The organism is Ectothiorhodospira shaposhnikovii, assembly GCF_022227765.1.
GTDB lineage: Bacteria > Pseudomonadota > Gammaproteobacteria > Ectothiorhodospirales > Ectothiorhodospiraceae > Ectothiorhodospira.
In genome coordinates this window covers 439,618-466,327 of sequence record NZ_JAJMLZ010000001.1, presented here as the reverse complement: position 1 = coordinate 466,327, position 26,710 = coordinate 439,618, and the positions used below count along the sequence as shown (strand labels likewise).

Sequence of the window (26,710 nt, the reverse complement as noted above, 5' to 3'; positions counted from 1 at the left end):
CAGCGGGAGCCGGTTGCAGACATTCCCGAGGGGAGATGGGGCGAAAGCCCCACGTCACCGGACCCGTAAGGGTTCTGTTTTGAGAGCATTTGAGATGGCGGTTTTGGTACTGGACAAGAGGAAAAAGCCCCTGATGCCCTGCTCGGAGAAGCGGGCACGGTTGCTGCTGGAGCGGGGCCGGGCCGTGGTCCACCGGATGCGTCCGTTCACCATCCGGCTCAAGGATCGCACGGTAGAGGAATCCGCGCTGCAACCCATCCAGATCAAGATCGATCCCGGCAGCAAGACCACCGGAGTCACGGTGATCCGCGAGGATGATGCTGATCCGGAGCATCAGCAGGTACTGATGCTGATGGAGATCGAGCATCGGGGCCAACACATCAAGGATGCATTGACCCAGCGCCGTGCCTTTCGTCGGCGGCGCCGGGGACAGTTGCGCCACCGGGCGCCCCGATTCCACAACCGGACCCGGCCATCGGGCTGGCTGGCCCCGAGCCTGCAACATCGCGTGGACACCACCATGGCCTGGGTGAACCGATTGTGCCGACTGGCCCCGGTGACGGGGATCACCATGGAGCGGGTTCGGTTCGATACGCAGGCGATGGAAAATCCAGAAATCAGCGGCGTTGAATACCAACAGGGGACATTGCACGGTTATGAGGTCAGGGAATATCTGCTGGAGAAGTGGCAACGGTGCTGCGCCTACTGCGGAGCCAAGGATCTGCCCCTGGAGGTGGAACACATCCACCCCCGGAGTCGGGGCGGGTCAGATCGGGTCAGCAATCTGACCCTGGCCTGTCCTGATTGCAATCAGGCCAAGGGGAATCAGCCCGTGGAAGTGTTTCTGGCCGATGATCCCAAGCGCCTGCAACGGATCGAGGCCCAGGCCAAGGCCCCCCTCAAGGATGCCGCCGCCGTCAACAGCACCCGCTGGGCGCTATTCCGACAGATTCAGGCCACGGGCCTGCCGGTGATCACCAGTAGCGGTGGCCGCACCAAATACAACCGACAGCGATTGGGCATTCCCAAGACCCACGCCCTGGATGCGGCCTGTGTCGGGCCAGTCACTGCCATCACTCACTGGAACGTGCCCACCTTGACGGTGCGGGCCACGGGCCGGGGCAGTTATCAGCGCACACGGCTCAATCGCTTTGGCTTTCCCCGTGGTTACCTGATGCGACAAAAACAGGTAAAAGGCTTTCAGACCGGAGACTTGGTGCAGGCCAACGTACCGACCGGCAAAAAGGCCGGCACCTATCAGGGCCGGGTGGCCATTCGCGCCACCGGCAGTTTCAATATCCAGACCCGAGAGGGTGTGGTTCAGGGGATTTCACACCGCCATTGCCGCCTGCTGCAAAGGGCTGATGGCTATGGCTATGCCTTGCAACCCAAGCCGACACAGGAGGACGCGACCAGGGCCGCGTGATCGTGCTGCGCACGATGCGCTATCCCTCCCCGCCCTGAAGGCCGGGGTTTCTCGCGCAAAATGATGAAAGAACGTCCGCTTCTACTGGTTTCCATCCTGGCCCTCTCCCTGGCCTGCGTGGCGCTGATCCTGGGTCCGACCCTGCTGGGCTCCCAGGTGCGCCTGGGCATGACCACTTCCGCCGACAAGATCACCAGTGCGCATCGACAGGTGACGGTACGGGGCCTGTCGGAACGGGAAATTCCTGCCAACCTGGTTCTCTGGCCGGTGGTATTCCAGGTCCAGGCGCAGCGACTGGATGAGCTGCAACAGGGTATCGACGGCCAGCGCGGTCAGGTCATCGACTTTCTGCTCGGCCAGGGGTTTGACAGGGAACAGATCCGGATCGTGCCGCCCACCATTACCGACCGGGAACAGAACATCTACGGAGAACACCGTCCGTCCTACCGATTCGGGGCGGACGTGGTGGTGCTGGTACGCAGCGATGATGCCCCGCGGGTGAGCCAGGCCATGCGCGAGACCGGCGCCCTGGTGAGCGCGGGCGTGGCCTTGACCCAGAGCTATGAACACCGGCCCCAGTTCCTGTTCACGGAACTGGAGCGGGTCAAACCGGACATGGTGGCCGAAGCCACCCGGGACGCACGCCGTGCCGCCGAGCAGTTCGCCCAGGATTCCGGCAGCCGGGTGGGCGGTATCCTCACCGCTACCCAAGGCTTGTTCAGCATCGAGGATCTGGATAACTACACCCCTGAAATCAAGAAGGTACGGGTAGTCACCACCATTTCCTTCCAGCTGGAGACCCCCTGAGCAGACATCGTGGATCCGAGGCACTGAACGGATTGATCATAAAATGACCAATCCGTTCAGGCCCCCACGTCCTTCAAGGCATCCGGACAGGTATCCCGACATTATCCACAGGATTGTCCACGTTTTCTGTGGATACCGGCCGCCTAAATCCTGAACCGCCCGACCCAGCCCTGCAGATCGGACGCCAGGCGGGCCAGTTCGTCGCTGGCGCGGGCGATCTGATCAGATCCTGTTGCGGTTTGTTCCACCGCATGACTGATATTGTTGATATTGCGGTTGATTTCATCAGCCACCGCCGACTGTTCCTCGGCGGCGCTGGCAATCTGCGCATTCATGTCATTGATGGCACCGACCGCCTCATCGATGGTCTGCAGGCTCTGCCCCGCCTGGCTGGCCAGCGCCACACTGCCTCTTGCCTTGCCCCGCCCTTCCTCCATGGCGTCCACCGCATTCCGGGAACCCTGCTGCAAACGCGAAATGATCTCGTGAATCTCCTGAGTGGAAGCCTCGGTACGACTCGCCAGGGTACGTACCTCATCGGCCACCACCGCAAAGCCTCGCCCCTGCTCGCCGGCGCGGGCGGCTTCGATGGCCGCGTTCAAGGCCAGCAGATTGGTCTGCTCGGCCACGTCGCGGATCACCTCCAGGACCTTGCCGATCGCTTCGGTATCGCTGGACAAGGATCCGATGACCCCGGCCGCATTCTCGATTTCGGCCGCCAGCGTCTCAATGGAGGCAATGCTCTGTTGCACGACCCGACTGCCTGACATCGAGCTTTGCCGGGCCGAGGTGGCGGCTTGAGCGGCATCGGCCGCATTACGTGCCACGTCCTGCACCGTGGCGGCCATCTGATTCATGGCAGTGGCCACCTGATCCGACTCGCTTTGCTGTTGTCGTACCTGCTTGACTGTGTTTTCGGTCGTCGATGACAGTTCTTCGGCAGCGGCCGCCAGCTGCGAGGAAGCCCCCACGATCTGTCGAATCAACTGATGGATCTTGTCCACGAAGCCGTTGAAAGCCTTTGAGAGATCGGACAGTTCGTCACGTCCTTCCGTGGGCAGGCGCTGGGTCAGATCTCCATCCCCCTGGGCGATCTCGTTCATCCGCGCGGCAGTGGCCTGCAAGGGGCCTACAATGCCACGGGCGATCAGCCAGGCGGCACTCAGACCGATCACCACCAGCAGCAGGGCGATGCCAAGGATGGTGGTCACCGCCTGTCGATACTCGACCACATAGTCGGTCCGATCGATCAGGATTTCCAGCACACCCAAAGGCTGTCCCGCAAAATCACGGACCACATGGCCATAGACAGCGACGGGGACGCCGCCATGGGTGATGTTGCGGATCAGCGGCTCTCCGTCAAGGACCCGTTGCAGCTCCGCGGACGTGAAACGGGCATCCCCCGCGATGGTGCCGGCAAACGTTTCAAAACCACGCTCTCCCCGTAGATGAAGGGCCGCGGGCGCATTGTACTGTTCGGTGAATTCCGTAAAGAAGGACGCCCCGAAAGACAGGCCGAACTCCACCACCCCGACATGCGTGCCCTGATGAAACACGGGCGCCACCCCTCGCAATCCAAGACCTGCCACGCCACGCTCAAGACCATGGAGAGGGCGACGGTCACGGTTGGCCTGGACGATGGTCTCCCGCATGCGGCTCAGATCATCCCCGTGACGATCCAGCATGTGCAGACGCAGGAACGAGGTGGCCGGTGCGGTCAGGAACTGAAACTGCACGGCATCATAGGTATCACGCATCGCTTCGAAAACAGGCAATGTGATCGCCTGCAGAGCCTCGCGATCCCGCATTGCAAATGCCTGCTGTACCGCGGGCATGGAGGCCACCACCATGGCTTGGGACTCGGCTCTCACACCGGCATCTTCGATCGACGCCTGAAGTGTTCTAAACAGTTCCTCCGCCTGCCTGATCTGGGCACGATCACTGACGCGATCAATGGCATTGAGCGCCACCGGCACGGTCGTTCCCAGGGCCACCAGGAGCACCAGGGCAAACCCGACCATCAGGCGTGTCCCGACCCGAAAGTTCTTGAGCATCACTGCGACTCCTAATTTTTCCCTGTGCGGTTTTGACCGTGAGTGGATGCGTGGAAACACGGTGATCACTCACTATAGCGGCATGACCCCTATATCTTTAAAGAATATATTCAGTCACCGGAATTATGGGCCAGATTCATGCCCCTGCTCCGGGCAGGCACGATTGCGGCCTTCCTGCTTGGCCCGATACAGCGCCTTGTCCGCGCGCTCCATCAGCCGCACCAGACTCTCGCCCGGTTGCCACTGGGCCACGCCGGCGCTGAGAGTGACCTCTCCGCCATGGGAGAAGGCATGCGCCGCCACATCGGCGCGGATGCGCTCCGCCGCCTCCATGGCCGACTGAATGTCGCTGTCATGGAACAGCAGCATGAACTCTTCCCCACCCCAACGGCCGAGGCGATCGCTGCCACGCCCATTGCGCGCCATGAGGGCGGCCACTTCCCGGAGCACCTGATCACCGACCACATGCCCGCAAGTGTCATTGATGCGCTTGAAGTGGTCGATGTCGAACAGGGCCAGTGAATAGGGACACCCGCTGCGCTGGGCACGCAGGCTGTCTTCCTCGAAACAGAGCATCAGGCGGGCGCGGTTGTTCAGACCCGTGAGCGGATCGGTGGTGGCCGCCTTTTCCAACAGCAGATTGAGTTGGCTCAGGCGCCGGTTCAGGGCACGCTGGCGCAGGATCCAGAACCCGCTGGTCAACAGCACCACCCACAGCACACCCAGCAGCGGCCAGAAGATGGATTTTTCAATCACCTCCACCTCATGCCTGACCACATTGACATGCCGGTTGATGATGGCCTCCCGTTCGCTGTGACTGATGCTGCGCACCCCGGCATCGAGCACGGCATGCAGCATGGGATCATCCCGACGCACACCGATACGCAGGAGGTTGACGTAATCGGCCTGCATCCCGGAGATACGGAGATTGAACCAGCCGTCCTTGCGGATGGTATGGGCGGCCACGATCAGGGAACGAATGGTCATGTCCGCCCGGCGGTCGGACACCAGCTGAAAGGCCTCGTTCTCGGTCTGTGTGAGAATCAGTTGCAAACGGGGGAAGTCCCGACGCACCCATTCCTCCACGGCGGTACCGGCGGGGATGGCCAGACGTTCACCGTCGAAACGATCCAGGCTGACCACATAGGGATGGTCTTCCCGGGTGATGATGACGTTTTCATCAATCAGCAGGGGCTCGGTAAAGTGCAACCAGGCCTCCCGGGCAGGGGTCCGGTTGAGCAGGCTGAGAAATTCGCAATCCCCCCGTCGCGATGCCGCCAGGGACGCCTCCCAGGTTGGCGTCGGATGGAGTTGCAGAGTCAGCCCGACCCGCTCAGCCGCCAGCCTGAGCAGGTCGGCTCCGATACCCTGATGTTCTCCCGCGGCATCCATATATTCAAACGGTGCCCAGTCGGGATCAGCGCAATACCGAACGACGCCTCGGGAAGCGACATAATCCCATTGTTCCGGACTCAGCCACGCCCGATCCTGCGCCCACAGTGGGGGAACCCAGAACAGCCCGATGAAAATCAGGGTGATCAAGCCACTGGAGATGCCTGGTACGAGATTCAAGAGCGGGATTCCTGCGCATGAATAGCGGGCTCAATCATACCGATTCCGGAAGATGATCACCGTCCATGATGGCTTGATCATTTTCTGTCCAATCCAGGGGATGCCCCCCGTCCGACAAGGCATTCGGATGGCTATCCCTGCATTATCCACAGGGTTGTCCACCCTTTCTGTGGATACAGGACATGCCGTCCGTCCCAAGCCCGGATCATGATGATCAAGAAAGGTCTTGCAGAGACAAGCAAAGCCTCATATAACCGAGATTTATAGTCCATTCATCGAGACAGCGAGTGAGCATGCATATCCCCCCAGAAGGAGGGTGATGTGGGCAAAGACGACGCAGGTCCCCCGCCTGAATTCAAGCCGTGCACGGAGACACCCGCATATCGTCAATGGCTGCGCGACTCGGGTCATGTCCCCGAAAGGCTTTGCGTGGATGCGCAACGCTTGGGCCTCTACTGCCGGTATGCCGGTGTGGGGCTTTGGGATATGTGCGTGGTGGAGGCGGATCCTCTGAACCCCGACAACGTCTTTTTCTGGTCGGAGAGCTTTCGCAGGCTTCTGGGGTTTGAAACGGAGGAGGAATTTCCCAATCGCCTGGAAAGCTGGTCTTCCCGCCTGCATCCCGCCGACAAGGCCCGTACCCTGCGGACCTTCCAAAAACACTTGATGGACCGGGACCAACAGACACCCTACGACCTGAAATACCGTCTGAAATGCCGGGATGGACACTATCGCTGGTTTCGGGCCACCGGCGATACCCAACGAGATGCCAGCGGGCGCCCCATTCGAGTTGCCGGCTCGCTGATTGACATTCACGACTCCACCCTCAATCAGAAGACCGCCCAACAGGCGGAAATTCTCAAGGAACTCAATCGCTTTCACGATGCCGCCGCCCGACTGGCCACCGCCAACGCAAAACTTCGAATCGACCGCATGGATGAAGGCCTGCACGAGTGCCTTGCCATTCTGGGAGGCTTTCTGGATGCGGACAGGGCCTATCTGTTCAGTAATAATCTGAGGGAAAGATACTGGACCAATACTCACGAGTGGTGTGCCCCGGGGATCAGCAGTCACATTGAAGATCTTCAGCGGGTCTCCTTCGATTATCTCCCGGGTATCATCGAACGCTTCCAGCAGGGACAACCCTTCATTCTGACCGCCCTGGACCATCTGCCTCCCGAATTCAAGATTTGCCGGGAACTCCTGGAAATGCAGGGCATCCGTTCCGTGATCCTCCACCCACTGCTTGCAGATGGCGAACTGCTGGGCTTCGTGGGGTTTGACGATGTGGAGGAAGAGCGGGATTTTTCTTCCACCGAAAAGGCCATGCTCAGCCTGGCCGCGGAAAACTTTTCAGCGACCCTGGCCAGACAACAACAGTATCAGCATGTACGACAGGCCAAGACCGAGCTTGAAATCGTCAACCAGCGTCTGCGCGAGGCTCTGGAAGAAGTTCAGCGCTTGGCCCGAACCGACCCCCTGACAGGACTTTCCAATCGTCGCTGGATGCAGGAATGCCTGGCCAAGGAGGCGGCCCGCCGCCTGCGCACACCCAGCCCGCTTTCGATCATCCTCATGGATGTGGATCACTTCAAAAAGATCAATGACCGATTCGGACACGACGTGGGTGACAAGGTCCTGAGAAGACTGGCAGACACGCTCAAGGATACGGTGCGATGCAATGACGTCATTGCACGCTGGGGGGGCGAGGAATTCATGGTGATGGCGGCGGATACGGACCTTCAGGAAGCCCTGAAGCTGGCGGAACGCCTGCGGAGAGAGGTAGCCCGGTTGCGAGTGCCGCCATTGGAGCAGATCACCATCAGCCTGGGGCTGGCGGAGGCCGGCCCGGGGGAAGACCTCGGCCAGCTCATCGTGCGCGCGGATCGCGCCCTGTACCGGGCAAAGTCCGAAGGCAGAAACCAAGCCGTGCTTGCCGAACCTTTCTGATCCCCCATGACCACCCTGGACCTCCTCTCGCTCCTGTCCTTTGTGCTCTTTCTGGGCGTCATCGTCGGCGCCGTCCTGGGCTGGGTGGGTTTCTTTCATGTACGCGCCCTGCGGCAAAGGGTCTTCCGGCTGGAACAGGCACTGACCGCCCGGCCATCCACGGTACCGATACCGCCCCCTGAACCCGATCAGGCGACGGAGACACCCACGCCGGACCCGCAACCGGTCACGGCCATGCCCTCATCCGCCCCGCCTTCGGATACCTCATGGTCCGCCGACGGGGCGCCGGGACGCCCGGCCTGGCTGGTGCACCTGTCCCGACACTGGATGATCTGGCTGGGCGGCCTGTGCGTGGCCCTGGCCGGCGTCTTCATGGTCAAGTACAGCATCGATGCCGGGCTGCTCGGTCCCTGGGGACGGGTGATGATGGGATTGGTCACCGGGATCGGCCTGCACGTCCTGGCCGAATGGCTGCGGCGCAGGAGCGGACCGGACCCGTCCATCGCCGCCCTGGCCGGCGGCGCCAGCATCACCCTCTACGCCGCCCTGCTGGCCGCCCTGCACCTGTACGGCCTCATGGACCCCAGGCTGATCTTCGTCCTGCTGGCCCTGGTTTCCCTGTTCACCATGATGCAGTCCCTGCTCCACGGCCCTGCCCTGGCGGCCATGGGTCTGGTGGGTGCCTATGGGGTTCCCCTGCTGGTGTCCGAAGAGAGCGGCAACATCCTGAGCGCCTTGCTCTACGCCCTGATCATCAGCGGCGCCGCCCTGCTGCTGTTGCGGCGGATATTCCGTACCTGGCTCTGGTGGGGCGTGGTGGTCGGCGCCCTGGGCTGGTGGCTGCTGTCCCTGACCCTCCCCCAGGCCGATGGATTCCGGGGTCTGTATCTGGCCTTGCTGGCCTGGGGCGTGCTGGCCATCCCCACCTTCGACTGGCGCCTGGATCGCGGCGAGCCCGCCGATACCCGGCCCGGACATCAACCCATGAGCCTGTTTGGCCGGGTGTTTCGGCTGGACCAGATCACCCTCGTGCTTATCATCCTGGCCTGGGGTCTATCCATCCGGCAACAAGGCTTTGACGACCAAGCCCTGTGGCAATGGGGGCCGATGGTGCTGTTGCTGGCCCTGGCTGCCCGGCATCGGGACAGCCTGCGCTGGCTGCCCTGGATGACCCTGGGCGTGCAGTGGCTGGCCTGGATGGGTGCCGCCATGGTCCTGGACTGGACAGGCGGGCAGTATCGATTGATCGGCATTGACGCCGATCTGCAACCGGCCTTTTTGCAATTCGCCGCGCTCATGGCCCTGCTCTATGCGGTCATGGCGGCCCTGCACCTGCGGGTACGGGGATTTTCCCACCCCTGGGCCGCCCTGGCCTTCGTCTCCCCGCTGGCCTGGGTGGCCCTGGCCTATCTGCTGACCGAGGATCTGTCCCGCTCACCGGGCTGGGCCGCGGGCCTGCTGCTGACGGGCATGATCTATGGTGCCATTGCCGCCTGGCGCCTGGAGCGGCACCGGGGTGAGACCGGTGCCGGGGTCTGGTTCGTCATCGGCGGGCATCTGGCCTACTCCCTGGCCGCGGCCATCATGTTCCGGGAGGCCGGACTGACCCTGGTCCTGTCGGCCCAGCTGCTGTCCCTGGCCTGGGTGATGAAGCGCTACCAGTTGCCCTGGCTGGACACCCTGATCAAGGGCATCCTGGTGCTGGTGGTCATCCGCCTCACCTTCAATCCCTGGATCCTGAGCTATCCGCCCGAGCTGCACTGGTCCCTGTGGACCGGCGGCGGCGCCACCCTGTTCTGCGCCCTGGCCGCCTGGCAGACCCGATCCCGGCCCGATCTGCAACGCTGGCTGGAGGCGGGCGCCCTGCATCTGCTGGTCCTCACCCTGGGGGCCGAGGTCCGTTACCAGCTCTATGACGGCAATATCTTCATTGCCCGCTACAGCCTCACGGAAGCCGCCATCAACGCCGCCCTCTGGTCGGGCCTGGCTCTGACCTACCGGCAACGGGCCCGGCACAGCCAGACACTGGCAGGTCTCTACCGGCTCTGCTCCAGGCTCCTGTTGCTCATGGCCCTGGGCAGCTATGCCCTGGCGGTCACGATCCTCAATCCCCTGTGGGGACAGGAAACCGTCGCCACCCGCCCCATCGCCAATCTGCTGCTCCTGGCCTACGGCCTGCCGGTGATGATGGCCCTGCTGGTGGCCCGCTACCACGAAGCGCGTTTTCGTCCCGTCGCGCTGGCCATCGCCGGCCTGGGCCTGTGGCTGTTCATCACTTTGGAGATCCGCCATCTCTGGCAGCAGGGGGCACTGTCCATCACCCTGCCCACCGGCAACGGCGAACTCTACACCTACTCCGCGGCCTGGCTGATCCTGGCGGCGAGTGCCATTGTCGCCGGCGGTTACTGGCGCGGGATCCGCCTGTACCGGGCCGGCATGGCCCTGCTGGTCATCGTCATTGCCAAGCTGTTCCTGGTGGACCTGTCGGGCCTGGATGGCCTGTGGCGGGTGGCCTCCTTCATGGGGCTGGGGCTGTCGCTGCTGGGACTGGCCTGGCTGCACCGGCGCATGGGTGAAATCCGGCGGGTATAATTCCGCCCCTGCCACCTCTTCCGATAGCGAAATCTCCCATGCTGCGCATCACCGAACTCAAGCTGCCCCTGGATCACCCCGACGCGGCCCTGCGCGAGGCCATCATCAGGCGCCTGGGGATCGATGCAGCGGACCTGATCACCTTTCGGCTGTTCCGCCGCAGCTATGATGCCCGCAAGAAACACAGCGAGATCCAGTTCATCTATACGGTGGATGTGGAAGTCCGCAACGAGGCGGACCTGCTCCGGCAATTGGCCGAGGACCGGCATGTGGGTCCGGCCCCGGACATGCGCTACAGGCCGGAGGTGCATGCACCGGAAGGTCTGCGGGAGCGTCCGGTGATCGTGGGCTTTGGCCCCGCCGGCATCTTCGCCGCCCTGATCCTGGCCCAGGGCGGTTTCAGGCCCATCGTGCTGGAGCGGGGTCCCGAGGTCCGTCAGCGCACCCGTGACACCTGGGGCCTGTGGCGCAACGAGATCCTGAACCCGGAATCCAACGTGCAGTTCGGTGAAGGCGGGGCCGGGACCTTTTCCGACGGCAAGCTCTACAGCCAGATCAAGGACCCCAGGCACCACGGGCGCAAGGTGCTTGAGGAGTTCGTCAAGGCCGGGGCGCCGGAAGAGATCCTTTACAGCAGCAAACCCCATATCGGCACCTTCCGGCTCACCGGCGTCGTGGCGCACATCCGGGAACAGATCAAGGCCCTGGGTGGCGAGGTGCGCTTCCGGAACAAGGTCACGGATCTGCTGATGGAAGATGGCCATGTGCGGGGGGTGATGCTGGAAGGCGGGGAAGAGATCCCGAGCCGTCATGTGATCCTGGCCCTGGGTCACAGCGCCCGGGACACCTTCCGCATGCTCCACGCCCGTGGGGTATTCATGGAATCCAAGCCGTTCTCGGTGGGGTTTCGCATCGAACATCCCCAGTCCCTGATCGACAAGGCCCGTCTGGGCAAGTATGCGGGACACCCGAAGCTCGGTGCGGCCGACTACAAGCTGGTCCACCACGCCGGCAATGGTCGCTCGGTCTACAGCTTCTGCATGTGCCCGGGTGGCACCGTGGTGGCCGCCACGTCCGAACCGGAGCGGGTGGTCACCAATGGCATGAGTCAGTACTCCCGCAATGAAAGAAACGCCAATGCGGGGATCGTGGTGGGTATTTCCCCGGCGCAGGATTATCCTGGTGGTCCGCTGGCGGGCATTGAGTTTCAGGAGGGTCTGGAATCCCTGGCCTATCGGCTGGGGGGCGGCAATTACCACGCCCCGGCCCAGCGGGTGGGGGACTTTCTCGCCGGACAGGCCTCCAGTGCCCTGGGCAGTGTGGAGCCCTCCTACACACCGGGCGTCACGGCCACGGACCTGGCCCAGGCCCTGCCGGACTTCGCCATCCAGGCCCTGCGCGAGGCATTGCCGGTGTTTGATCGACAGATCAAGGGGTTCGCCATGGGCGACGCCGTACTCACCGGAGTGGAGACCCGGACCTCCGCCCCTTTGCGCATTACCCGCGGCCAGGACCTGCAAAGCCTGAACCTCAAGGGTCTGTACCCGGCGGGCGAAGGGGCCGGTTACGCCGGCGGCATTCTCTCCTCCGGGGTGGACGGCATCCGCGTAGCCGAGGCGGTGGCCAGGGACCTGGTCAGGCCACTGTAGGGGCATCATGATGGATTTCCCCCTCAACATCTCTCAGTGGCTAATGGCCAGTCTCGTGATCATCATCGGCGCCGTCATCCAGGGCGGCATCGGCTACGGCGTGGCCCTGCTGGGAGCGCCCCTGCTCTACCTGATCCATCCCCAACTGATTCCGGCCCCCATGATCATTATCGGCATGACCCTGCCGTTGCTGATCCTGTCCAGGGAATGGCGCGCCGTGCGTCCCAGGGACGTGGCCTGGGCCCTGCCCGGCAGTCTGGCCGGCACGGCGCTGGCCGCCGCCCTGCTGGGCAGCATCGCGGAAGATGTCATGGGGGTGCTGCTAGGCGGTCTGGTGCTGCTGGCCGTGGCCCTGAGCCTGGTGCATCGGGTGCCCGAACCTCGACCGGCCCACCTGGTGGGTGCCGCGGGCCTGTCCGGTTTCATGGCCACCATCACCTCCATCGGCGGTCCGCCTCTGGCCCTGGCCTTCCAGAATGTCACCGGCCCCCGGCTGCGGGGCACCCTGTCGGCCATCTTCGTGCCCGCCGGCCTGCTGTCCCTGACCGCCCTGGCCCTGCTGGACCGATTCGGAATGACGGAAATCCTGCTGGGATTGTCACTGCTGCCGGCCATCCTGGTGGGATTCTGGATCTCCGGCTGGGTGGCGGGTTATCTGGACCGTCACTGGCTACGGCCCGCCGTGCTGTGGCTTTCCGGCGTCGCCGGCATGGCTGCCATCGTGCGGTCAGTGATCTGAACCACAGGGATCAGCCATTGAGTACATCACCAAAACACAGGGCATGAACATCGGTCAGGCCCCAGTCTCGCGGGTCTTCACGCTGGATGATGGATTCGTCGCATCCGGGACGAGACAGATCCATCACCACCGGAGAGATCTTCCGGGCCCGATTCACCGAATAGAATGTCCTGACAATGGGCTTGAGCAAGGATCCCTCCGACTGCTCCATGACAATGGCCAGTTTCCCGGAACTCAACCGGACCAGCGAGCCAACAGGATAGATGCCCAGCGTCTTGACGAAGGCCTGGAAGATGCGTTGATCAAAATGACCTCCAGCCCAGCTCATCATCTTCTGTATTGCAATGGAGGGATCCCATCCCTCTCTGTAGGGGCGGTTTGATGTAATGGCATCGTAAACATCGCAAACCGCTCCCATCTTGGCCTGCATGCTGATTTGATCACCAGCCAGGCCATGGGGATAACCCGAACCATCCATTTTCTCATGATGATGGAGACAGACATCAAGCGTGACTGAATCGCTGGACACCCCCTGGGACAAAAGCATTTCACCGCCTCGCCGCGGGTGAGACTTCATGACTCCGAATTCGTAGTTTGTCAATCTTCCCGGTTTATTGAGGATCGCCCTAGGAATGGCGGCCTTACCGATATCGTGCATCAATCCTGCCATGCCCGCTTCCTTGACCTTGGCCTGGTCGAATTTCAGCTCCCGAGCCAACGCCATCATCAAGGCCGCAACGGCCACTGAATGCATGTAGGTATATTCATCCACTTGCTTCAGCCGGCTCAGACTGATCAAGGCAGAGGGATTTCGAGCTAGGGAATTCGATATTTGCTCGATGATATTTCTGGCCACGCCCATGTCCACGGCATTACCCATCCGCGCGGCGGAAAACATTTCCGCCACGGCTTCCCTGGACAAATGGAGAATTTTCCTGGCCTGGGTCAACTCCTCCTCCATGTCGACCGGTGACGCAGCACGGCTGATATCAGCCATTTCCTCAAGCCGGGTATCGATCCCGGATTTCAGAGGGTCCAGTGATGCAGCGTATGGGGCACTATCTACATCCTCTCCCCTGTCGCTATCAATCCAGACTTCCTTGATATGACTGGCCTGAATGGCATTGAGGTCATTGGGGTTGGAGAGCAGGAAGCTGGTACGCCAGAAGGGGTGCTCCAGCCAAGAGCCGCAGAATTCCGTGATATACACCCCTAATTTCAGGTCTTCGACACGAATCTTCTTGAGCAATTTCCATTCACCCCAGTATTGACCGGAAGCCAGACCGATCCTTCGTTCTGATCTTACTATCCGGCCTTTTCAAACTCCACTGAACAACCCGCCCACCACACACCAAATTTTGCCGGGATGCCGACATATCATCCGAGCCGACCTGGACTGCAAACAAAAAAAGCCCGCGTTCAAGCGGGCTTTTTCAGAAGGACGAGAAAGACGTCCTCAATCATCTGGAGGCTGGGGTCGGAATCGAACCGGCGTCCACGGCTTTGCAGGCCGCTGCATAACCACTCTGCCACCCAGCCATGGGAATCGACAAGTGAAGGGCGGATTCTATCCAGATACCCGGTGTTTGGCAACCCCTTGTAACCTGGCGCTTCATCTTCCCGATGGACACAAATACCACTTGCCACCGGTACGGGAAATGCAAAAAGCCGCCCTGTGAGGCGGCTTTTTTTCCTTGAATCACAAGGACTTGTTTGGAGCGGGAAACGAGACTCGAACTCGCGACCCCAACCTTGGCAAGGTTGTGCTCTACCAACTGAGCTATTCCCGCGTCACTTGATGGCGCGTATTCTACAGATCTGTTTCAGGGTGTCAACACTTTTTTATCCACCCATGAAAATCAGCCGCCGGCACTTATCCAGACCGTGCCAGGCGGTCATTAAACCCCATGCCCTGGGCGTATCCCATCCACACTGCCGACATCCACAGAACCACGGAACCGAGCACATACCCCGCGGCCAATCCGGGACGCCCCTGCTGCAACCAGATCAGCGCCTCCAGGCTGAAAACGGAAAAGGTGGTGAATCCACCACAAAAGCCGGCGAGCACGAACTGGCGCATGGCCGGCCCCACCATCAGGGCTCCGCCCGGCTCGGTCAGGGCGGCATAGAGGCCGATGAGCCAGGAACCCACCAAGTTCACCGCCAGCGTACCCCACGCAAAGGCTGGTCCCAATGCGGTGAGCGCGGCCACCGACACCAAGTGCCGTGACACAGCCCCCAGGCCACTGCCCAGGGCCACGGCTAGCCAGATTCGGTAACGGTCACGCATCAGATACCTCGCGCCAGTACGTATCCCGTGACGGTGTACGCCAACGCGGCACCTCCCAGACATAAAAAGACGGAAAGGAAGATATTGAAAAACGCCTGCGGAAGTCGGCTACCGCGCAACAGAATCAGGGTCTGCAGGCTGAAGGAGGAGACGGTGGTGTAGCTGCCCAGAATCCCTACCACCAGCCACGCCCAAGCATTGATCTGACCTCCTCCCGGACCTCCTGACAGCATCCAGGCGGCGGCCACGCCGATCAGGCTGGCGCCGCTGACATTGACCACCAGGGTACCCCAGGGAAAGGTGTCCCCTATCCGCGAACTGATCCACGCGGTCATCCAATAGCGGAGCAGCCCGCCCAGGGCGCCACCCAGCAGAATGAGGGTCAGGGATGAGGGATTCAGGCCCACCACGGGCATTGCGTCAGACATGCCGCGCATTATGCACGGTACTGTCCGGAGTGGGGCACCACCGATTCTCGTCCCAAAGTTTGAGACACAGCACCGAATCCCTGGTCAAAGGAACATAAGCTGTGCCGTGCAATCCATAGACATGGGTCTGCCGTCATTGAGGCATGGCTTTCCCACGCATCTTTTGATCAATGGATTCATCACCCAATCACTCGTGTAGGAGGTTTGCATGAAGCACCGTCACACATTCATCGCCGCTCTGTCCATGTTCCCCCTGGCTTTCCTGGTGGGATGCTCCGACCGAGGCCCGGCCGAAGAGGCCGGCCAGACCGTGGATGAAGTGGTTGAAGAGGCTCAGGAACGTTACGAAGACGCCGTGGAAGCCGCGGAAGAGAGGCTGGACGACGCCGCGGAAGCCATCGGCGATGCCGTGGATGAACCCGGTCCGGCAGAGCAGGCCGGTCGTGAGATCGATGACGCCGTGGACGCGGCGGAGGAAGCCGTGGAAGACGCGCGGGAATAATCGAGTGTCCCGCGGGCACCGGGAATGGAGTCCCGGTGCCTATCTACCCTTGATCTCTCAGGATTTTAATCAGTCATTCCCGCGAAAGCGGGAATCCGGTCACGGAACACAGGCTGAAAATACTGGACTCCCGCCTTCGCGGGAGTGACGGAGAAAAAGGCGGGAATGACGGAAAAGAAAAAAGAGAACGGGAGTCATGGGTGGAAAAGGCACGGGAGGCACGGGAAAAGACAAAAGACAGATGAGGAGTCGTGGGAAGAGACTTGTTCCGTGCCCTCTTAAAATGTGACACTCCTCACAGTATTGTGGCTGATACTGAAGATGAAGGCAGCAAAATGGCCGATGGCCGGAATGTCGTTTCCTTGCGGCATCGCTAGACTGTATCCAACAGCCTGAGCCTGTCGCCATGTCACGGGGAGGTATATCGCATTGTGGTAGAGATCATCAAGGCCTTGAATCTCACACCGGAGCAGGAAGCCTTGGTGGATCTGCACAGTTTTCTCAATGTGCTCAACGTACTTTCAGCGGAAATGGATCTGCTGGCGCTGCATCTGGACCGCCCTGAGTCGCTGAAACGCGGCATCGGCACCGTGCATGAGTTTGCCCAGGCCCTGCAAGACCCGTTTCAGGCCATACTCTGGGTCAGGGACATTGATGCCATTCACCGGGAAATCCAGCAGGCGGTCGCAACCGCCGTGGCCGGCATCACCCCTACCCCGGCCGCCCAGGAATGTCTGGACAACATTGAAGCCGTCATGGCGATCTTCAAGACCCGGGTCAAGGAGCTGACGGCCCGTGCCGGCGTGCCGATGATCTGGCAATGGTATGACCTGGAACTGCTCAAGGAAGATCTGGCGATCCTGTTTCAGGTGATGCAGCAGAAAAGCAACGGCGGCTTCGGCATCAAGCACAACATCGCCGGACAGGAAGAGCGGGACTATCTGGTGAAATTCGATGTCACCAGCCGGGATGGAAACCAGATTTTCATGCCAGCCGTGTTCAACGACGTGATTCGCGACCTGGTCGCCAATGCGCGCAAGTACACTCCACCCGGCGGGCGCATCCTGTCAGGCCTGGATGATGACGGCCAAAGAATCCGCTTCGTGGTGGAGGATACCGGCGTCGGCATTCCCCCCGGACAGGTCGAGGATGTCGTCAAGCTCGGGTTTCGGGCGGATAACGTACAGAACCGCAGAACCTACGGCGGGGGCTTCGGCCTGACCAAGGCCTATTGGGTGACCCAGCGCCTCCAGGGACGCATGTGGATCGACTCCCGCCTCGATCAAGGCACCCGGATCGAGATCCAGTTTCCCCGTGCTCCTAGCGGTTGACATCCACCACCGTGCGCCCCCGCACCTGCCCGGCCAGGATCCGTTCAGCCAGCGGAATCACCTCCGCCAATGCCACCTCCGTGGTGGCCGCCGCCAGCCGCTCCGGATCCAGTTCCCGGGCCAGGCAATCCCAGGCCTCCAGACGCCGCTCCATGGGTGTGTAGACGCTGTCCACACCCAGCAGGTTCACCCCCCGCAGGATGAAGGGTGCCACGGTCGCCGGCAGGTCCATGCCCTGGGCCAGCCCGCAGGCGGCCACACTGCCGCCGTAGCAGGTGGAAGCCAGCACATTGGCCAGGGTATGACTGCCCACCGTGTCCACTGCCCCGGCCCAGCGGATCTTGCCCAGGGGCTTGCCGGGGGACGACAGCTCCGCCCGATCCATGACTTCCGCCGCGCCCAGGCCCTTGAGGTATGCCGCCTCCCCCGACCGCCCGGTGGATGCCACCACCCGGTAGCCGCGCCCCGCCAGCAGCATCACCGCGATGCTGCCCACCCCACCACCGGCGCCGGTCACCAGAACATCACCCTGGTCGGGCCGGACACCCTGGCGGGCCAGGGCCAGCACACAGAGCATGGCGGTGTAGCCGGCGGTGCCGATGGCCATTGCCTGGCGCAGGTCAAAGGCCTCCGGCAGGGGTACCAACCAGTCCCCCTTGAGGCGCGCCTTCTCGGCCAGACCGCCGGGGTGGGCTTCACCCACCCCCCAGCCATTGAGGATGACCCGGTCACCCGGCCGCCAGCGGGGGTGATCGCTGTGTTCCACCGTGCCCGACAGATCCACTCCCGGGACCATGGGATAGTGGCGGACCACGGGGGCCTTGCCGGTGATTGCCAGGCCGTCCTTGTAGTTGAGGGTGGACCAGGCCACCCTGACGGTCACATCGCCTTCCGGTAGCGCCTGCTCATCCAGGGATTCCAGCTTCGCCTCGACGCCGCTTTCGGTCTTGTTCAGTACGATGGCTCGATACATCCTCCGCCCTCCTGTGGGTGGTCGTTATGGTCTGCCCGCTCTACGGCAGGGCTTGAGTGAGCTCCGATTCCAGCCGGGTCAGGATATCCGCCAGCCCCCGGGACAGGCCCGCGGCCACCTGGGCCGGGGTGGCTTCGGACAGCGGCTGACGGGACTGCAGGGTAGAGGCCAGCAGGATACGACGCTCTCCCTCCTGTCCACGGGATGACAGGTAGGCCTGCAGTTCCAGCACCGCTGCCGGAGACTGCTCATCCCGCAGATCGCCATGGATGGTGTTGACCAGAATATCCAGGCGGTAGTCCGCTTCCCGGGCCAGGCTGGGCGGCAACAGGGTGTGGAACACCCGGGCGTCATGCAACCACTCCCGGGTCGTGCTGTACACCTGATCCCGCACTGGAGCAAACCAGTCATGATGGAAATCGGAGACATACCGGGTGTCATCCATGCGGTAGATCAGGCCCCGGGTGGCGAACTCCGGTGCCACCCGCACCGTCCCCATGACCAAACTGCCGCCGACCGGCTCGTGCACCGGCAGGGCCGGCCGCTTGGCCTCCATCAGATAGGTGGTACGTACCGGCGGATCGCGGTCCAGACTCACGCTGCAGGCGGCGGTCATCAGCAAGGCCGGCACCAGCAGGAACAGCAACAGGGACTTGATGAGTCGAGGCATGATCGGGCTCCGGATCATCGGGACAGTTCGGCGGGTTCAGGGGGACGATTCAGGATCGCCCCCGGATGGCGGCGCAGATCCTCGGTGAGGGCACGCAGGTTGTCGGTCATGGCCCGCAGGTTGTCCAGCGAAGCGGCAATGTCCTGCTCATGACCGGCGATCAGGTCGTCGGCACGTCCCACGGTGCCCTTGAGCTGATCCAGGGAGCGGGTCAGGCCTTCCAACGACTGGCGGATCTCGGGGGACTCCGACAAGCGCCGGAGATTCTGTGCCGTTGCCCCCAGGTCTTCCGGAATCCTGGCCAATTGGGGTGAGTCCGCCAGGCGCTGCACCCGCTTGAGGATATCGTGGGTCTGCTCCAGGCTGCCGGCCAGTTCACTCATGAGCTGCTTGGCGTCCACGCCCTCCACGATCTCGTTCAGGTTGATGGTGAAACGCTCGATGTTGGACAGGATGGACTCCACGTCCATCCTGTCCACCCGGCGCATGATATTGTCCGCATACTGCAGGAACTGGGTCATGGTGCTGGGGGCGGAGGGGATGTACAGGTACTCCGGGGTCCAGTCGATGACCACCGGGGTGAAGGTGTCCGCATCGAAGAAATCCAGTTCCAGAAAGTTGATCCCGGTCACTCCCTGGCTGGTCATGCGTACCCGCAACCCCCGTTCCACGAACAGCGCCAGCTCATCCTTGATATCCGCCTCCCTCATGGGCGCACTGAGCAGATCCGGACGCAACCAACCCCTGACCATCACATACTGGGCACGGTCGGCGACAGGCAGCTCTTTCTGGTAATGGGCATAGGTGAAGCTGATCTGACTCACCTCGCCGATGGTGACCCCGCGCAGCTTGATGGGCGCCCCCACGTCCAGCCCCTGGATGGAGCCGTCGAAATAGGTTTCCATCATCAACTTGGGCCGCAACAGCGCGCCCACACCCAGCGCCAGCAGGATCACGACGGTAGCGGCAAAGGCACCGACGATGAACAACCCCAGACGAAAATAACCGGCACGACTACTCACGATGCCTCCGTGGCTTCACGGTTGAAGAAACGACGCACCCACGGGTGTTCACTGTGGTCCCGTAGATGGGCGGGATCGCCCTGTGCCAGGATACCCCGGGTTTCCTTGTCCAGCATGATCACCCGGTCGGCAATGGTGAAGATGCTGGGCAATTCGTGGGTCACCACCACGAAGGTGATGCCCAGGATGCGGCTCAGGCGCAGGATCAACTGATCCAGTTCGGCCGAGGTGATGGGATCCAGACCGGCGGAGGGCTCGTCCAGAAACAGGATGTCCGGGTCCAGCGCCATGGCCCGGGCGATGGCCGCGCGTTTTTGCATCCCGCCGGAAATCTCCGCCGGCATGTGCTGTTCGAACCCGGCCAGTCCCACCAGCTGCAGCTTGAGGCGGGCCACCAGATCCATGGCTTCGTCGGGCAGGTCGGTGAACTCCTCCAGGGGCAGGCGCACGTTTTCCAGCAAGGTCATGGAGCCGAACAGGGCCCCCATCTGGTACATGACACCGAAACGTCGCAGGATATCCCGACGGGCCTGGCCCTCGGTCCCGGTAAAGACCTCGCCGCCGATGACCACCTCCCCGGCCATGGGCTCGTAGAGTCCGATCATATGCTTGAGCAGGGTGCTCTTGCCGCAGCCGGAACCACCCAGGATGACGAAGATCTCGCCCGGCGCAATGTCGAAGGACAGATGCGCCAGCAGCGGCGTACCGCCGAACCCCAGAGTGAGGTCCCGTACCTGGATGATCGGCGGTGGCGATTGAGAGTCGGGCTGCATCAGATACCCAGATGGAAGAAAATCACGGCAAACAGACCGTCCAGAACCACGATCAGGATAATCGCGCTGACCACCGCCCGGGTGGTGGAAATCCCCACGGCGGAGGCACCGGTGCGGGTTTCCAGGCCGCGCAGACAGCCCACGCCGGCGATGACCAGGCCGAACACGGTGGCCTTGAACAGGCCGCCCAGGAAGTCTCCCGGCGACACCGCCTGACTGACCTGGTTCATGAACGCCACCAGGGGCACGTCGAAAGTCATCATCACCATGGCCCCCCCCATCAGCCCCACCAGGTCCGCAAAGATGGTCAACAAAGGCGCGATGATCACCGCCGCCATGACCCGGGTCACCACCAGGAAACGGACCGGATCCAGTCCCATGGTGGTCAGGGCATTGAGTTCCTCGTTGACCTTCATGGTACCGATCTCGGCGGCAAAGGCGGAAGCGGAACGGCCCGCCAGCAGGATCGCCGTCATCAACGGACCCAGCTCCCGGAACAGGGACAGGGCCACCAGGTTGGCGACGAAGATCTCGGCACCAAACTGTTTCATCGCCACGGCGGACTGAAACGCCAGGATCACCCCCATGAGAAAGGCAATCAGGGCGACGATGGGCAGGGCATTGACCCCGGCTTCCTGGGCAATGCGCAGGGCGTCCTTCCAGCGCACGCGGGAGGGGTGGGCCAGGCCATGGGCCAGGGCGGCCGCGGCCTCGCCCACAAACACCACGTGGTTATACAGATCGCGCCCCAGGTCATGGACCCCGTCACCCAGGCGCCGGCCCAGTCCGGGCGCGCGACGCGCCTCCGGGGTACCGCTCAAGGCCCTGGCATCGAAGGGCTCCAGCAGTTGCGCCACCTTGGTTGGCACATTCACCAGCGCCACCTCTGCCCCCGGTGCCCGGGTCTGACGCAGCAGATCCAGCAACAGGGCCACGCCGGCGCCGTCGCAGTAGTCGACCGCCGCCAGATCCACCCGCACCGGCGTATCGACATGATCCTCCAGCATGCGTCCGGCCCGGGGCCAGAGCGGGCCTATCGTATAGGCGTCCAGGCGGCCGGACAGCTCGAGGATACACTCACCCGCCGGGCCGGGTGAGACCTTCAGTTGTGCGCCGCCTTCATTCACGGATGTCTTTTTACCCACGGGAACACGCGAACTCCATGGCAAACCATTGAACATGTCGCTCCATATTGCCAGACTGAACAGGAGAAGAAAGCGACGATGAACCCCCTCGCACGGGGACAGTCCAATTATTTTTTGACAGAACACCCGGGATCGTCATGTCCAGTACCCTGCACATCGAACGCCTGGCGGGTCCACAGGCCACCCCCTGGCTAGCCGAGCTGGCCCGGCTCAGGATCAACGTCTTCCGCGCCTATCCCTATCTCTATGACGGCGACCCGGAGTACGAGGAGAACTACCTGGCCACCTACACGGCCTCCCCCAAAAGCGTCGTGGTGCTGGTCCGTGACGGCGACAGGATCGTCGGCGCCTCCACCGCCCTGCCCCTGGCGCACGAGCCGGAGAACGTGATCCGCCCCCTGCGTCAGCACGGCTACGATCCGGCGCGGGTCTTCTATCTGGGGGAATCCGTGCTGCTGCCCGAATACCGGGGTCAGGGGCTGGGGGTGAGATTCTTCCAGGAACGGGAGGCCCATGCCAGATCCCTGGGCGGTTTCACCCACGCCACCTTCTGCGCCGTCTATCGGCCGAAAGACGACCCCCGCCGTCCTTCCGACTACACACCGCTGGATGAGTTCTGGAAAAAACGGGGTTATCGCAAGCAACCCAGCCTCACCACCCTCTTTTCCTGGAAGGATCTGGATCAGCCAAGGGAATCGGAAAAGAGCATGGTCTTCTGGGTCAAGTCCCTCTAGCAGGGTTCACAACCGATCACGGAGGGCCGGAGCCGCCCATGAACAAGACCCTGCCCGATACTGCGATGGCGGCCCGCATCGATGCCATCCTGGCGCAGTTGAACACGGTCATTTTCGGCAAACCCGGCCCCATCCGACTGGCCCTGGCCTGCCTGCTGGCACGGGGTCACCTACTGGTGGAAGACCTGCCGGGGGTCGGCAAGACCACCCTGGCCCATGCCCTGGCCCGCACCCTGGGGCTGCAATTCCAACGCATTCAGTTCACCAGCGATCTACTGCCGGCGGACATCCTCGGCGTCTCGGTGTTCAGCACGGAGCGCAAGCGCTTCGAGTTCCATCCCGGTCCGGTCTTTTCCCAACTGGTGCTGGCGGACGAGATCAACCGCACCACGCCCAAATCCCAAAGCGCCCTGCTGGAGGCCATGGAGGAACAGCAGGTCACCATCGAAGGCACCACCCGGCGTCTGCCGGAGCCGTTCTTCGTCATCGCCACCCAGAATCCCCAGGAACAGATCGGCACCTTCCCCCTGCCCGAATCCCAGATGGACCGCTTCCTGATGCGCATCCATCTGGGTTATCCGGACGCGGCGGCAGAACGTGCACTGCTGCGGGGGCGGGACCGCCGTGAGCTGGTGGAGGAACTCCCCGCCCAGGTGGATGCCCCTGCCCTGCTGGCGCTGCAGCGACAAGTCACGCAGGTTCATGTCTCCGATGCCCTGCTGGACTACCTGCAGGCCATCGTCGCCCATACCCGTCGACCGGGGGTGTACCGGATGGGTTTATCACCACGGGCGGTGCTGGCACTGCTGCGCGCCGCCCAGGCCTGGGCCCTGGTGGACCATCGGGATCATGTCCTGCCGGAAGACATCCAGGCGGTCCTACCACCGGTGGCCGGGCATCGACTGCACCTGAGCGAATCCCCCGGCCTGGCACCGGAACAAGTCACCCGGCGTCTGATCGAGGCCGTTCCGGTCCCGTGATGAAGGCCCTGGTCCTGGATCGTCGGCGGCTGAGGGAACGGGCCATCGCCTGGATCACCCGGCGCCAACTGCCGGAAGGACGGACCCTGCGGCTGCACCGGCGCTGCATCTACATCCTGCCCACCCGTCAGGGCTACACCTTTGCCCTGATCCTCCTGGTGATGTTGCTGGGGGCCATCAATTACAGCAACAGCATGGCCTTCATGCTGACCTTCCTGCTGGCGGCCCTGGGCGCCAATGCCATGTGGCATACCCACAGAAACCTGCTGGGGCTGCGGGTCACGCGCCGACCGGCTCAGCCGGTCTTTGCCGGCCAGACCGCCCAATTCGTCTACACCGTGGAAAACCCCAGTCGGGTGACCCGTCGCGGCCTGCTACTGGAGACCCTGGATGGCACACCGGTGCCCTTTGATGTCGGCGCCCGGGATGAAACCCAGGTCACCCTGGACCTGCCCGCCCGGCGCCGGGGCGTGTTGCGACCCGGTCGCCTGCGACTCCATGGCCGCTATCCCATGGGACTGTTCCGGGCCTGGTCCTGGCTGCATTTCGATGAATCCGTGCTGGTCTACCCCAAGCCCCTACCCATGGATCAGGCACCCCCCTTTGCCGGGCAGGATGAAGGCGAAAGCCGGGAACGGACCGATCCCGCCGGAGAGGAGTTTGCCGGTGTCCGGGGCTATCAGCCGGGAGACTCCCCCCGCCATCTGGACTGGAAGGCCCTGGCCCGTACCGGTGATCTTTACATCAAGCAGTTCGGCGAGGTGAGCGGCGGGCAGGTCTGGCTGGACTGGGACCAGTTGCCGGCAGGCGATCTGGAGATCCGGCTGTCCATGATGTGTCACCAGGTCCTTCAGGCCCAGGCTCAGGGGCTACGCTTCGGCCTGCGCATGCCCGGCCTGGAGCTGGAGCCGGACACGGGCGAGGCCCATCAGCGACGCTGCCTGGAATACCTGGCCTGCTTCGCCCTGCCGGCGGACGCCTGTCCATGAGCGTCGCACCCATGAGGCTGGAAGACCGGCTACCGGCCCGTTCCGGCGCCCTGCTGTGGGTGATCGCCGCCATCGGCGTGGCCATCGTGCCCCACCTGTTCAATCAACCCGTGTGGGTGGTGCTGACCACGGTCCTGGCCCTGGCCTGGCGCGGCGGCGTCCATCTGGGCCGACTGCCCATGCCCTCCCGCTGGATACTGGTGCTGCTCACCATACTCATGACCGGCCTGGTCCTGGGTCGCTACGGCACCCTCTTCGGCCGCGACGCCGGCGTGGCCCTGCTGGTCCTGATGACAGGCCTGAAACTGCTGGAAACCCGCACCTACCGGGATGCCATGCTGGTGGTGTTCCTGGGCTATTTCGTCATCATCACCAACTTCTTCTACTCCCAGGAGATCCCGGCCGCCCTCTACATGCTGGTGGCGGTGTTCGCCACCACCGCCGCCCTGGTCAGGCTCAATGCCGGTGAAGGGGTACAACCGGCAAGGGAGTCCTTCGGCCTGGCCGGTCTGATGCTGGGCCAGGCGGTGCCGGTGATGATCATCCTGTTCCTGCTCTTTCCCCGTCTGCCCGGCCCCCTCTGGGGCATGCCCCAGGACAGCACCACCGGCGTGACCGGCCTGTCCGACAGCATGTCCCCCGGTTCCATCAGTGAATTACTGCAGTCCGACGCCCCCGCTTTCCGGGTTTCATTCACCGACGAGCCGCCCGCGCCGGCACAGCGGTACTGGCGCGGGCCGGTATTCGCCCATTTCGACGGGCGCACCTGGCGGGCGGGCCGGGAGACGGAAATCGACGCCCTGCCCCTGCTGCCGGATACCGATGGCATGGTGACCTACACCCTTAATCTGGAACCCCACGAACGCCGCTGGCTGCTGGCCCTGGATGTCCCCGTCGCCGTGCCGCCCGATGCCCGCATGACCGAGGATCACTATCTGGTGGCCGACCGCCCGGTACGGCGCCTGGTGCAGTACAGCCTGGCCTCGCGGACGGATCTGATCCTGGAACCGGAACTGTCCGAGGCACGTCGCCGCCAGGCACTGAGCCTGCCGGCTCGCGCGGCCCCACGGGCGCAGGCACTGGCGCAGGCCTGGCGGGCACAACATGAAGAAGACGACACCCTGATCCAGGCCGCCCTGCGGCACTTCAACGAAGAACCCTTCTTCTACACCCTGTCTCCCCCCAGACTGGAGCGGGACCCGGTGGATCAGTTCCTGTTCGAGGCCCGGGCCGGTTTCTGCGAACACTATGCCAGCGCCTTCGTGGTGCTGATGCGGGCCGCCGGCATCCCGGCACGGGTGGTCACCGGTTACCAGGGCGGCGAATACAACCGCCTGGGCAATTACCTGCTGGTGCGTCAGTCCGATGCCCATGCCTGGGCCGAGGTCTGGCTGGAAGGCCGGGGCTGGGTACGGGTGGACCCCACCGCCGCGGTCGCTCCGGAACGCATCGAACAAGGGATCCGGATCGCCCTGTCGGGGGATCTGGGCGCCCCGGACTTTATCCGTCGCAGCCTGGACTGGGGCATGGTGAGGCTGCAGTGGGAGCTATGGCGCGACAGCATCGACTACTACTGGAGCGGCTGGGTGCTGGCCTTCGGTCCCGAGCGACAGGAGGAACTGCTGGAGCGGCTGGGCCTGGGACGCCTGGACTGGCGCGGGATGATCACCCTGATGGTGGTACTCATCGGCGCGGTGGTGCTGGTGTTCGCGGCCGTGTTCCTGTGGCGCAATCGCCTGCCGGTCGCCGATCCGCTGGCCGTGGTCTATCGGCGTTTCTGCCGTCGTCTGGCCCGGGCCGGACTGACCCGCGCCCCCCATGAACCGCCCATGGACTTTGCCCGACGCATCGCCCGGGAACGCCCGGATCTGGCGGAACCGGTGGCGGCCTTCACCCGGGAATACGTGGCCCTGCGCTACGGTGCCGGTCCCGACCCGGAACGTTTCGGGCAACTGCGCGGGCTGTTGCGGCGAATCAATCCCTGATCGAAAAAAACCCGCCGTTGCCGGCGGGTACAAAGCCCAATGGGGAGGGAAGCAGACAAGCCCACGTCCCTGTGAGCCGGGCTTTGTCGGGGGGATGCC

At 63.1% G+C, this 26,710-nt stretch carries 22 protein-coding genes and 2 tRNA genes; 12 read left to right on the top strand and 12 right to left on the bottom strand.

From position 1 onward, the window contains the following. The first annotated feature begins 94 nt into the window (after window positions 1-94). Together iscB and LQD11_RS02210 are read left to right on the top strand one after the other, a co-directional pair. Window positions 95-1,426 carry an RNA-guided endonuclease IscB gene (iscB, locus tag LQD11_RS02215; RefSeq protein ID WP_238616078.1) on the top strand — a complete coding sequence of 444 codons (1,332 nt, stop codon included), beginning with the start codon at window positions 95-97 and terminating at the stop codon, window positions 1,424-1,426. A gap of 60 nt (window positions 1,427-1,486) precedes the next feature. Then, window positions 1,487-2,233, top strand: a complete 747-nt coding sequence (locus LQD11_RS02210) for an SIMPL domain-containing protein (RefSeq protein ID WP_238616077.1) — start codon at window positions 1,487-1,489, stop codon at window positions 2,231-2,233. A gap of 143 nt (window positions 2,234-2,376) precedes the next feature. Here LQD11_RS02210 and LQD11_RS02205 read toward each other — a convergent pair whose 3' ends face one another. Both LQD11_RS02205 and LQD11_RS02200 read right to left on the bottom strand, forming a co-directional pair. Beyond that, entirely contained in the window at window positions 2,377-4,287 is a 1,911-nt protein-coding gene (locus tag LQD11_RS02205; RefSeq protein ID WP_238616076.1) for a methyl-accepting chemotaxis protein, read from the bottom strand. Window positions 4,288-4,410: 123 nt separating this feature from the next. Further along, complete coding sequence (locus LQD11_RS02200; RefSeq protein WP_238616075.1) at window positions 4,411-5,859, bottom strand: diguanylate cyclase; 1,449 nt, start codon at window positions 5,857-5,859, stop codon at window positions 4,411-4,413. Window positions 5,860-6,288: 429 nt separating this feature from the next. Between LQD11_RS02200 and LQD11_RS02195 the strand changes: the two genes are divergently transcribed. From LQD11_RS02195 to LQD11_RS02180, 4 genes are read left to right on the top strand one after another with little or no spacing between them, the layout of a single operon-like run. Next, complete coding sequence (locus LQD11_RS02195) at window positions 6,289-7,809, top strand: sensor domain-containing diguanylate cyclase (RefSeq protein ID WP_238616074.1); 1,521 nt, start codon at window positions 6,289-6,291, stop codon at window positions 7,807-7,809. A 6-nt stretch (window positions 7,810-7,815) separates the two neighbouring features. Continuing rightward, entirely contained in the window at window positions 7,816-10,401 is a 2,586-nt protein-coding gene (locus LQD11_RS02190; RefSeq protein WP_238616073.1) for a DUF2339 domain-containing protein, read from the top strand. Window positions 10,402-10,439: 38 nt separating this feature from the next. Then, window positions 10,440-12,050, top strand: coding sequence for an NAD(P)/FAD-dependent oxidoreductase (locus LQD11_RS02185; protein WP_238616072.1), 1,611 nt, complete (start codon window positions 10,440-10,442; stop codon window positions 12,048-12,050). A gap of 7 nt (window positions 12,051-12,057) precedes the next feature. After that, complete coding sequence (locus LQD11_RS02180) at window positions 12,058-12,789, top strand: sulfite exporter TauE/SafE family protein (protein ID WP_238616071.1); 732 nt, start codon at window positions 12,058-12,060, stop codon at window positions 12,787-12,789. 10 nt (window positions 12,790-12,799) lie between these two features. On the opposite strand, the gene LQD11_RS02175 is transcribed toward LQD11_RS02180, so the two are convergent. From LQD11_RS02175 to LQD11_RS02155, 5 genes are all read right to left on the bottom strand, one after another. Further along, the gene (locus LQD11_RS02175) at window positions 12,800-14,038 is read right to left on the bottom strand and encodes an HD-GYP domain-containing protein (protein WP_238616070.1); all 1,239 of its coding nucleotides are present in this window, start codon (window positions 14,036-14,038) and stop codon (window positions 12,800-12,802) included. A 216-nt stretch (window positions 14,039-14,254) separates the two neighbouring features. Next, window positions 14,255-14,328: transfer RNA gene (locus LQD11_RS02170), tRNA-Cys, on the bottom strand. Window positions 14,329-14,503: 175 nt separating this feature from the next. After that, a tRNA-Gly gene (locus tag LQD11_RS02165) sits at window positions 14,504-14,579 on the bottom strand. An 83-nt stretch (window positions 14,580-14,662) separates the two neighbouring features. Continuing rightward, window positions 14,663-15,079 carry a fluoride efflux transporter FluC gene (locus LQD11_RS02160; RefSeq protein ID WP_238616069.1) on the bottom strand — a complete coding sequence of 139 codons (417 nt, stop codon included), beginning with the start codon at window positions 15,077-15,079 and terminating at the stop codon, window positions 14,663-14,665. After that, window positions 15,079-15,507 carry a CrcB family protein gene (locus LQD11_RS02155; protein ID WP_141565263.1) on the bottom strand — a complete coding sequence of 143 codons (429 nt, stop codon included), beginning with the start codon at window positions 15,505-15,507 and terminating at the stop codon, window positions 15,079-15,081. Before LQD11_RS02155 ends, LQD11_RS02160 begins: the two co-directional genes overlap by 1 nt. Before the next feature lie 208 nt (window positions 15,508-15,715). Here LQD11_RS02155 and LQD11_RS02150 point away from each other — a divergent pair, with 208 nt between their 5' ends. After that, entirely contained in the window at window positions 15,716-16,009 is a 294-nt protein-coding gene (locus LQD11_RS02150; protein ID WP_238616068.1) for a hypothetical protein, read from the top strand. Between the two features lie 431 nt (window positions 16,010-16,440). Further along, complete coding sequence (locus LQD11_RS15670; RefSeq protein ID WP_238616067.1) at window positions 16,441-17,340, top strand: ATP-binding protein; 900 nt, start codon at window positions 16,441-16,443, stop codon at window positions 17,338-17,340. Here LQD11_RS15670 and acuI read toward each other — a convergent pair. From acuI to LQD11_RS02120, 5 genes are read right to left on the bottom strand one after another with little or no spacing between them, the layout of a single operon-like run. Continuing rightward, window positions 17,330-18,313: an acrylyl-CoA reductase (NADPH) gene (acuI, locus tag LQD11_RS02140; protein WP_238616066.1), complete on the bottom strand. Its 984-nt coding sequence runs from the start codon at window positions 18,311-18,313 to the stop codon at window positions 17,330-17,332. The genes LQD11_RS15670 and acuI overlap by 11 nt on opposite strands. Before the next feature lie 40 nt (window positions 18,314-18,353). Continuing rightward, the gene (locus LQD11_RS02135) at window positions 18,354-18,983 is read right to left on the bottom strand and encodes an ABC-type transport auxiliary lipoprotein family protein (protein WP_238616065.1); all 630 of its coding nucleotides are present in this window, start codon (window positions 18,981-18,983) and stop codon (window positions 18,354-18,356) included. 14 nt (window positions 18,984-18,997) lie between these two features. After that, complete coding sequence (locus LQD11_RS02130) at window positions 18,998-20,005, bottom strand: MlaD family protein (protein ID WP_238616064.1); 1,008 nt, start codon at window positions 20,003-20,005, stop codon at window positions 18,998-19,000. After that, complete coding sequence (locus LQD11_RS02125) at window positions 20,002-20,778, bottom strand: ABC transporter ATP-binding protein (protein WP_238616063.1); 777 nt, start codon at window positions 20,776-20,778, stop codon at window positions 20,002-20,004. Before LQD11_RS02125 ends, LQD11_RS02130 begins: the two co-directional genes overlap by 4 nt. Beyond that, window positions 20,778-21,923: an ABC transporter permease gene (locus LQD11_RS02120; RefSeq protein WP_238616062.1), complete on the bottom strand. Its 1,146-nt coding sequence runs from the start codon at window positions 21,921-21,923 to the stop codon at window positions 20,778-20,780. The genes LQD11_RS02125 and LQD11_RS02120 overlap by 1 nt, the downstream gene beginning before the upstream one ends. Before the next feature lie 137 nt (window positions 21,924-22,060). Between LQD11_RS02120 and LQD11_RS02115 the strand changes: the two genes are divergently transcribed. From LQD11_RS02115 to LQD11_RS02100, 4 genes are read left to right on the top strand one after another with little or no spacing between them, the layout of a single operon-like run. Further along, window positions 22,061-22,657 (top strand): GNAT family N-acetyltransferase, encoded by a 597-nt coding sequence (locus LQD11_RS02115; protein ID WP_238616061.1) that lies wholly within the window; start codon window positions 22,061-22,063, stop codon window positions 22,655-22,657. A 38-nt stretch (window positions 22,658-22,695) separates the two neighbouring features. Beyond that, window positions 22,696-23,637: an AAA family ATPase gene (locus LQD11_RS02110; RefSeq protein ID WP_238616060.1), complete on the top strand. Its 942-nt coding sequence runs from the start codon at window positions 22,696-22,698 to the stop codon at window positions 23,635-23,637. Further along, window positions 23,637-24,626, top strand: coding sequence for a DUF58 domain-containing protein (locus LQD11_RS02105; protein WP_238616059.1), 990 nt, complete (start codon window positions 23,637-23,639; stop codon window positions 24,624-24,626). The genes LQD11_RS02110 and LQD11_RS02105 overlap by 1 nt, the downstream gene beginning before the upstream one ends. Next, on the top strand, window positions 24,623-26,611 hold the full coding sequence (locus LQD11_RS02100) for a transglutaminase TgpA family protein (protein ID WP_238616058.1): 1,989 nt from the start codon (window positions 24,623-24,625) through the stop codon (window positions 26,609-26,611). The genes LQD11_RS02105 and LQD11_RS02100 overlap by 4 nt, the downstream gene beginning before the upstream one ends. Window positions 26,612-26,710: the final 99 nt, after the last annotated feature.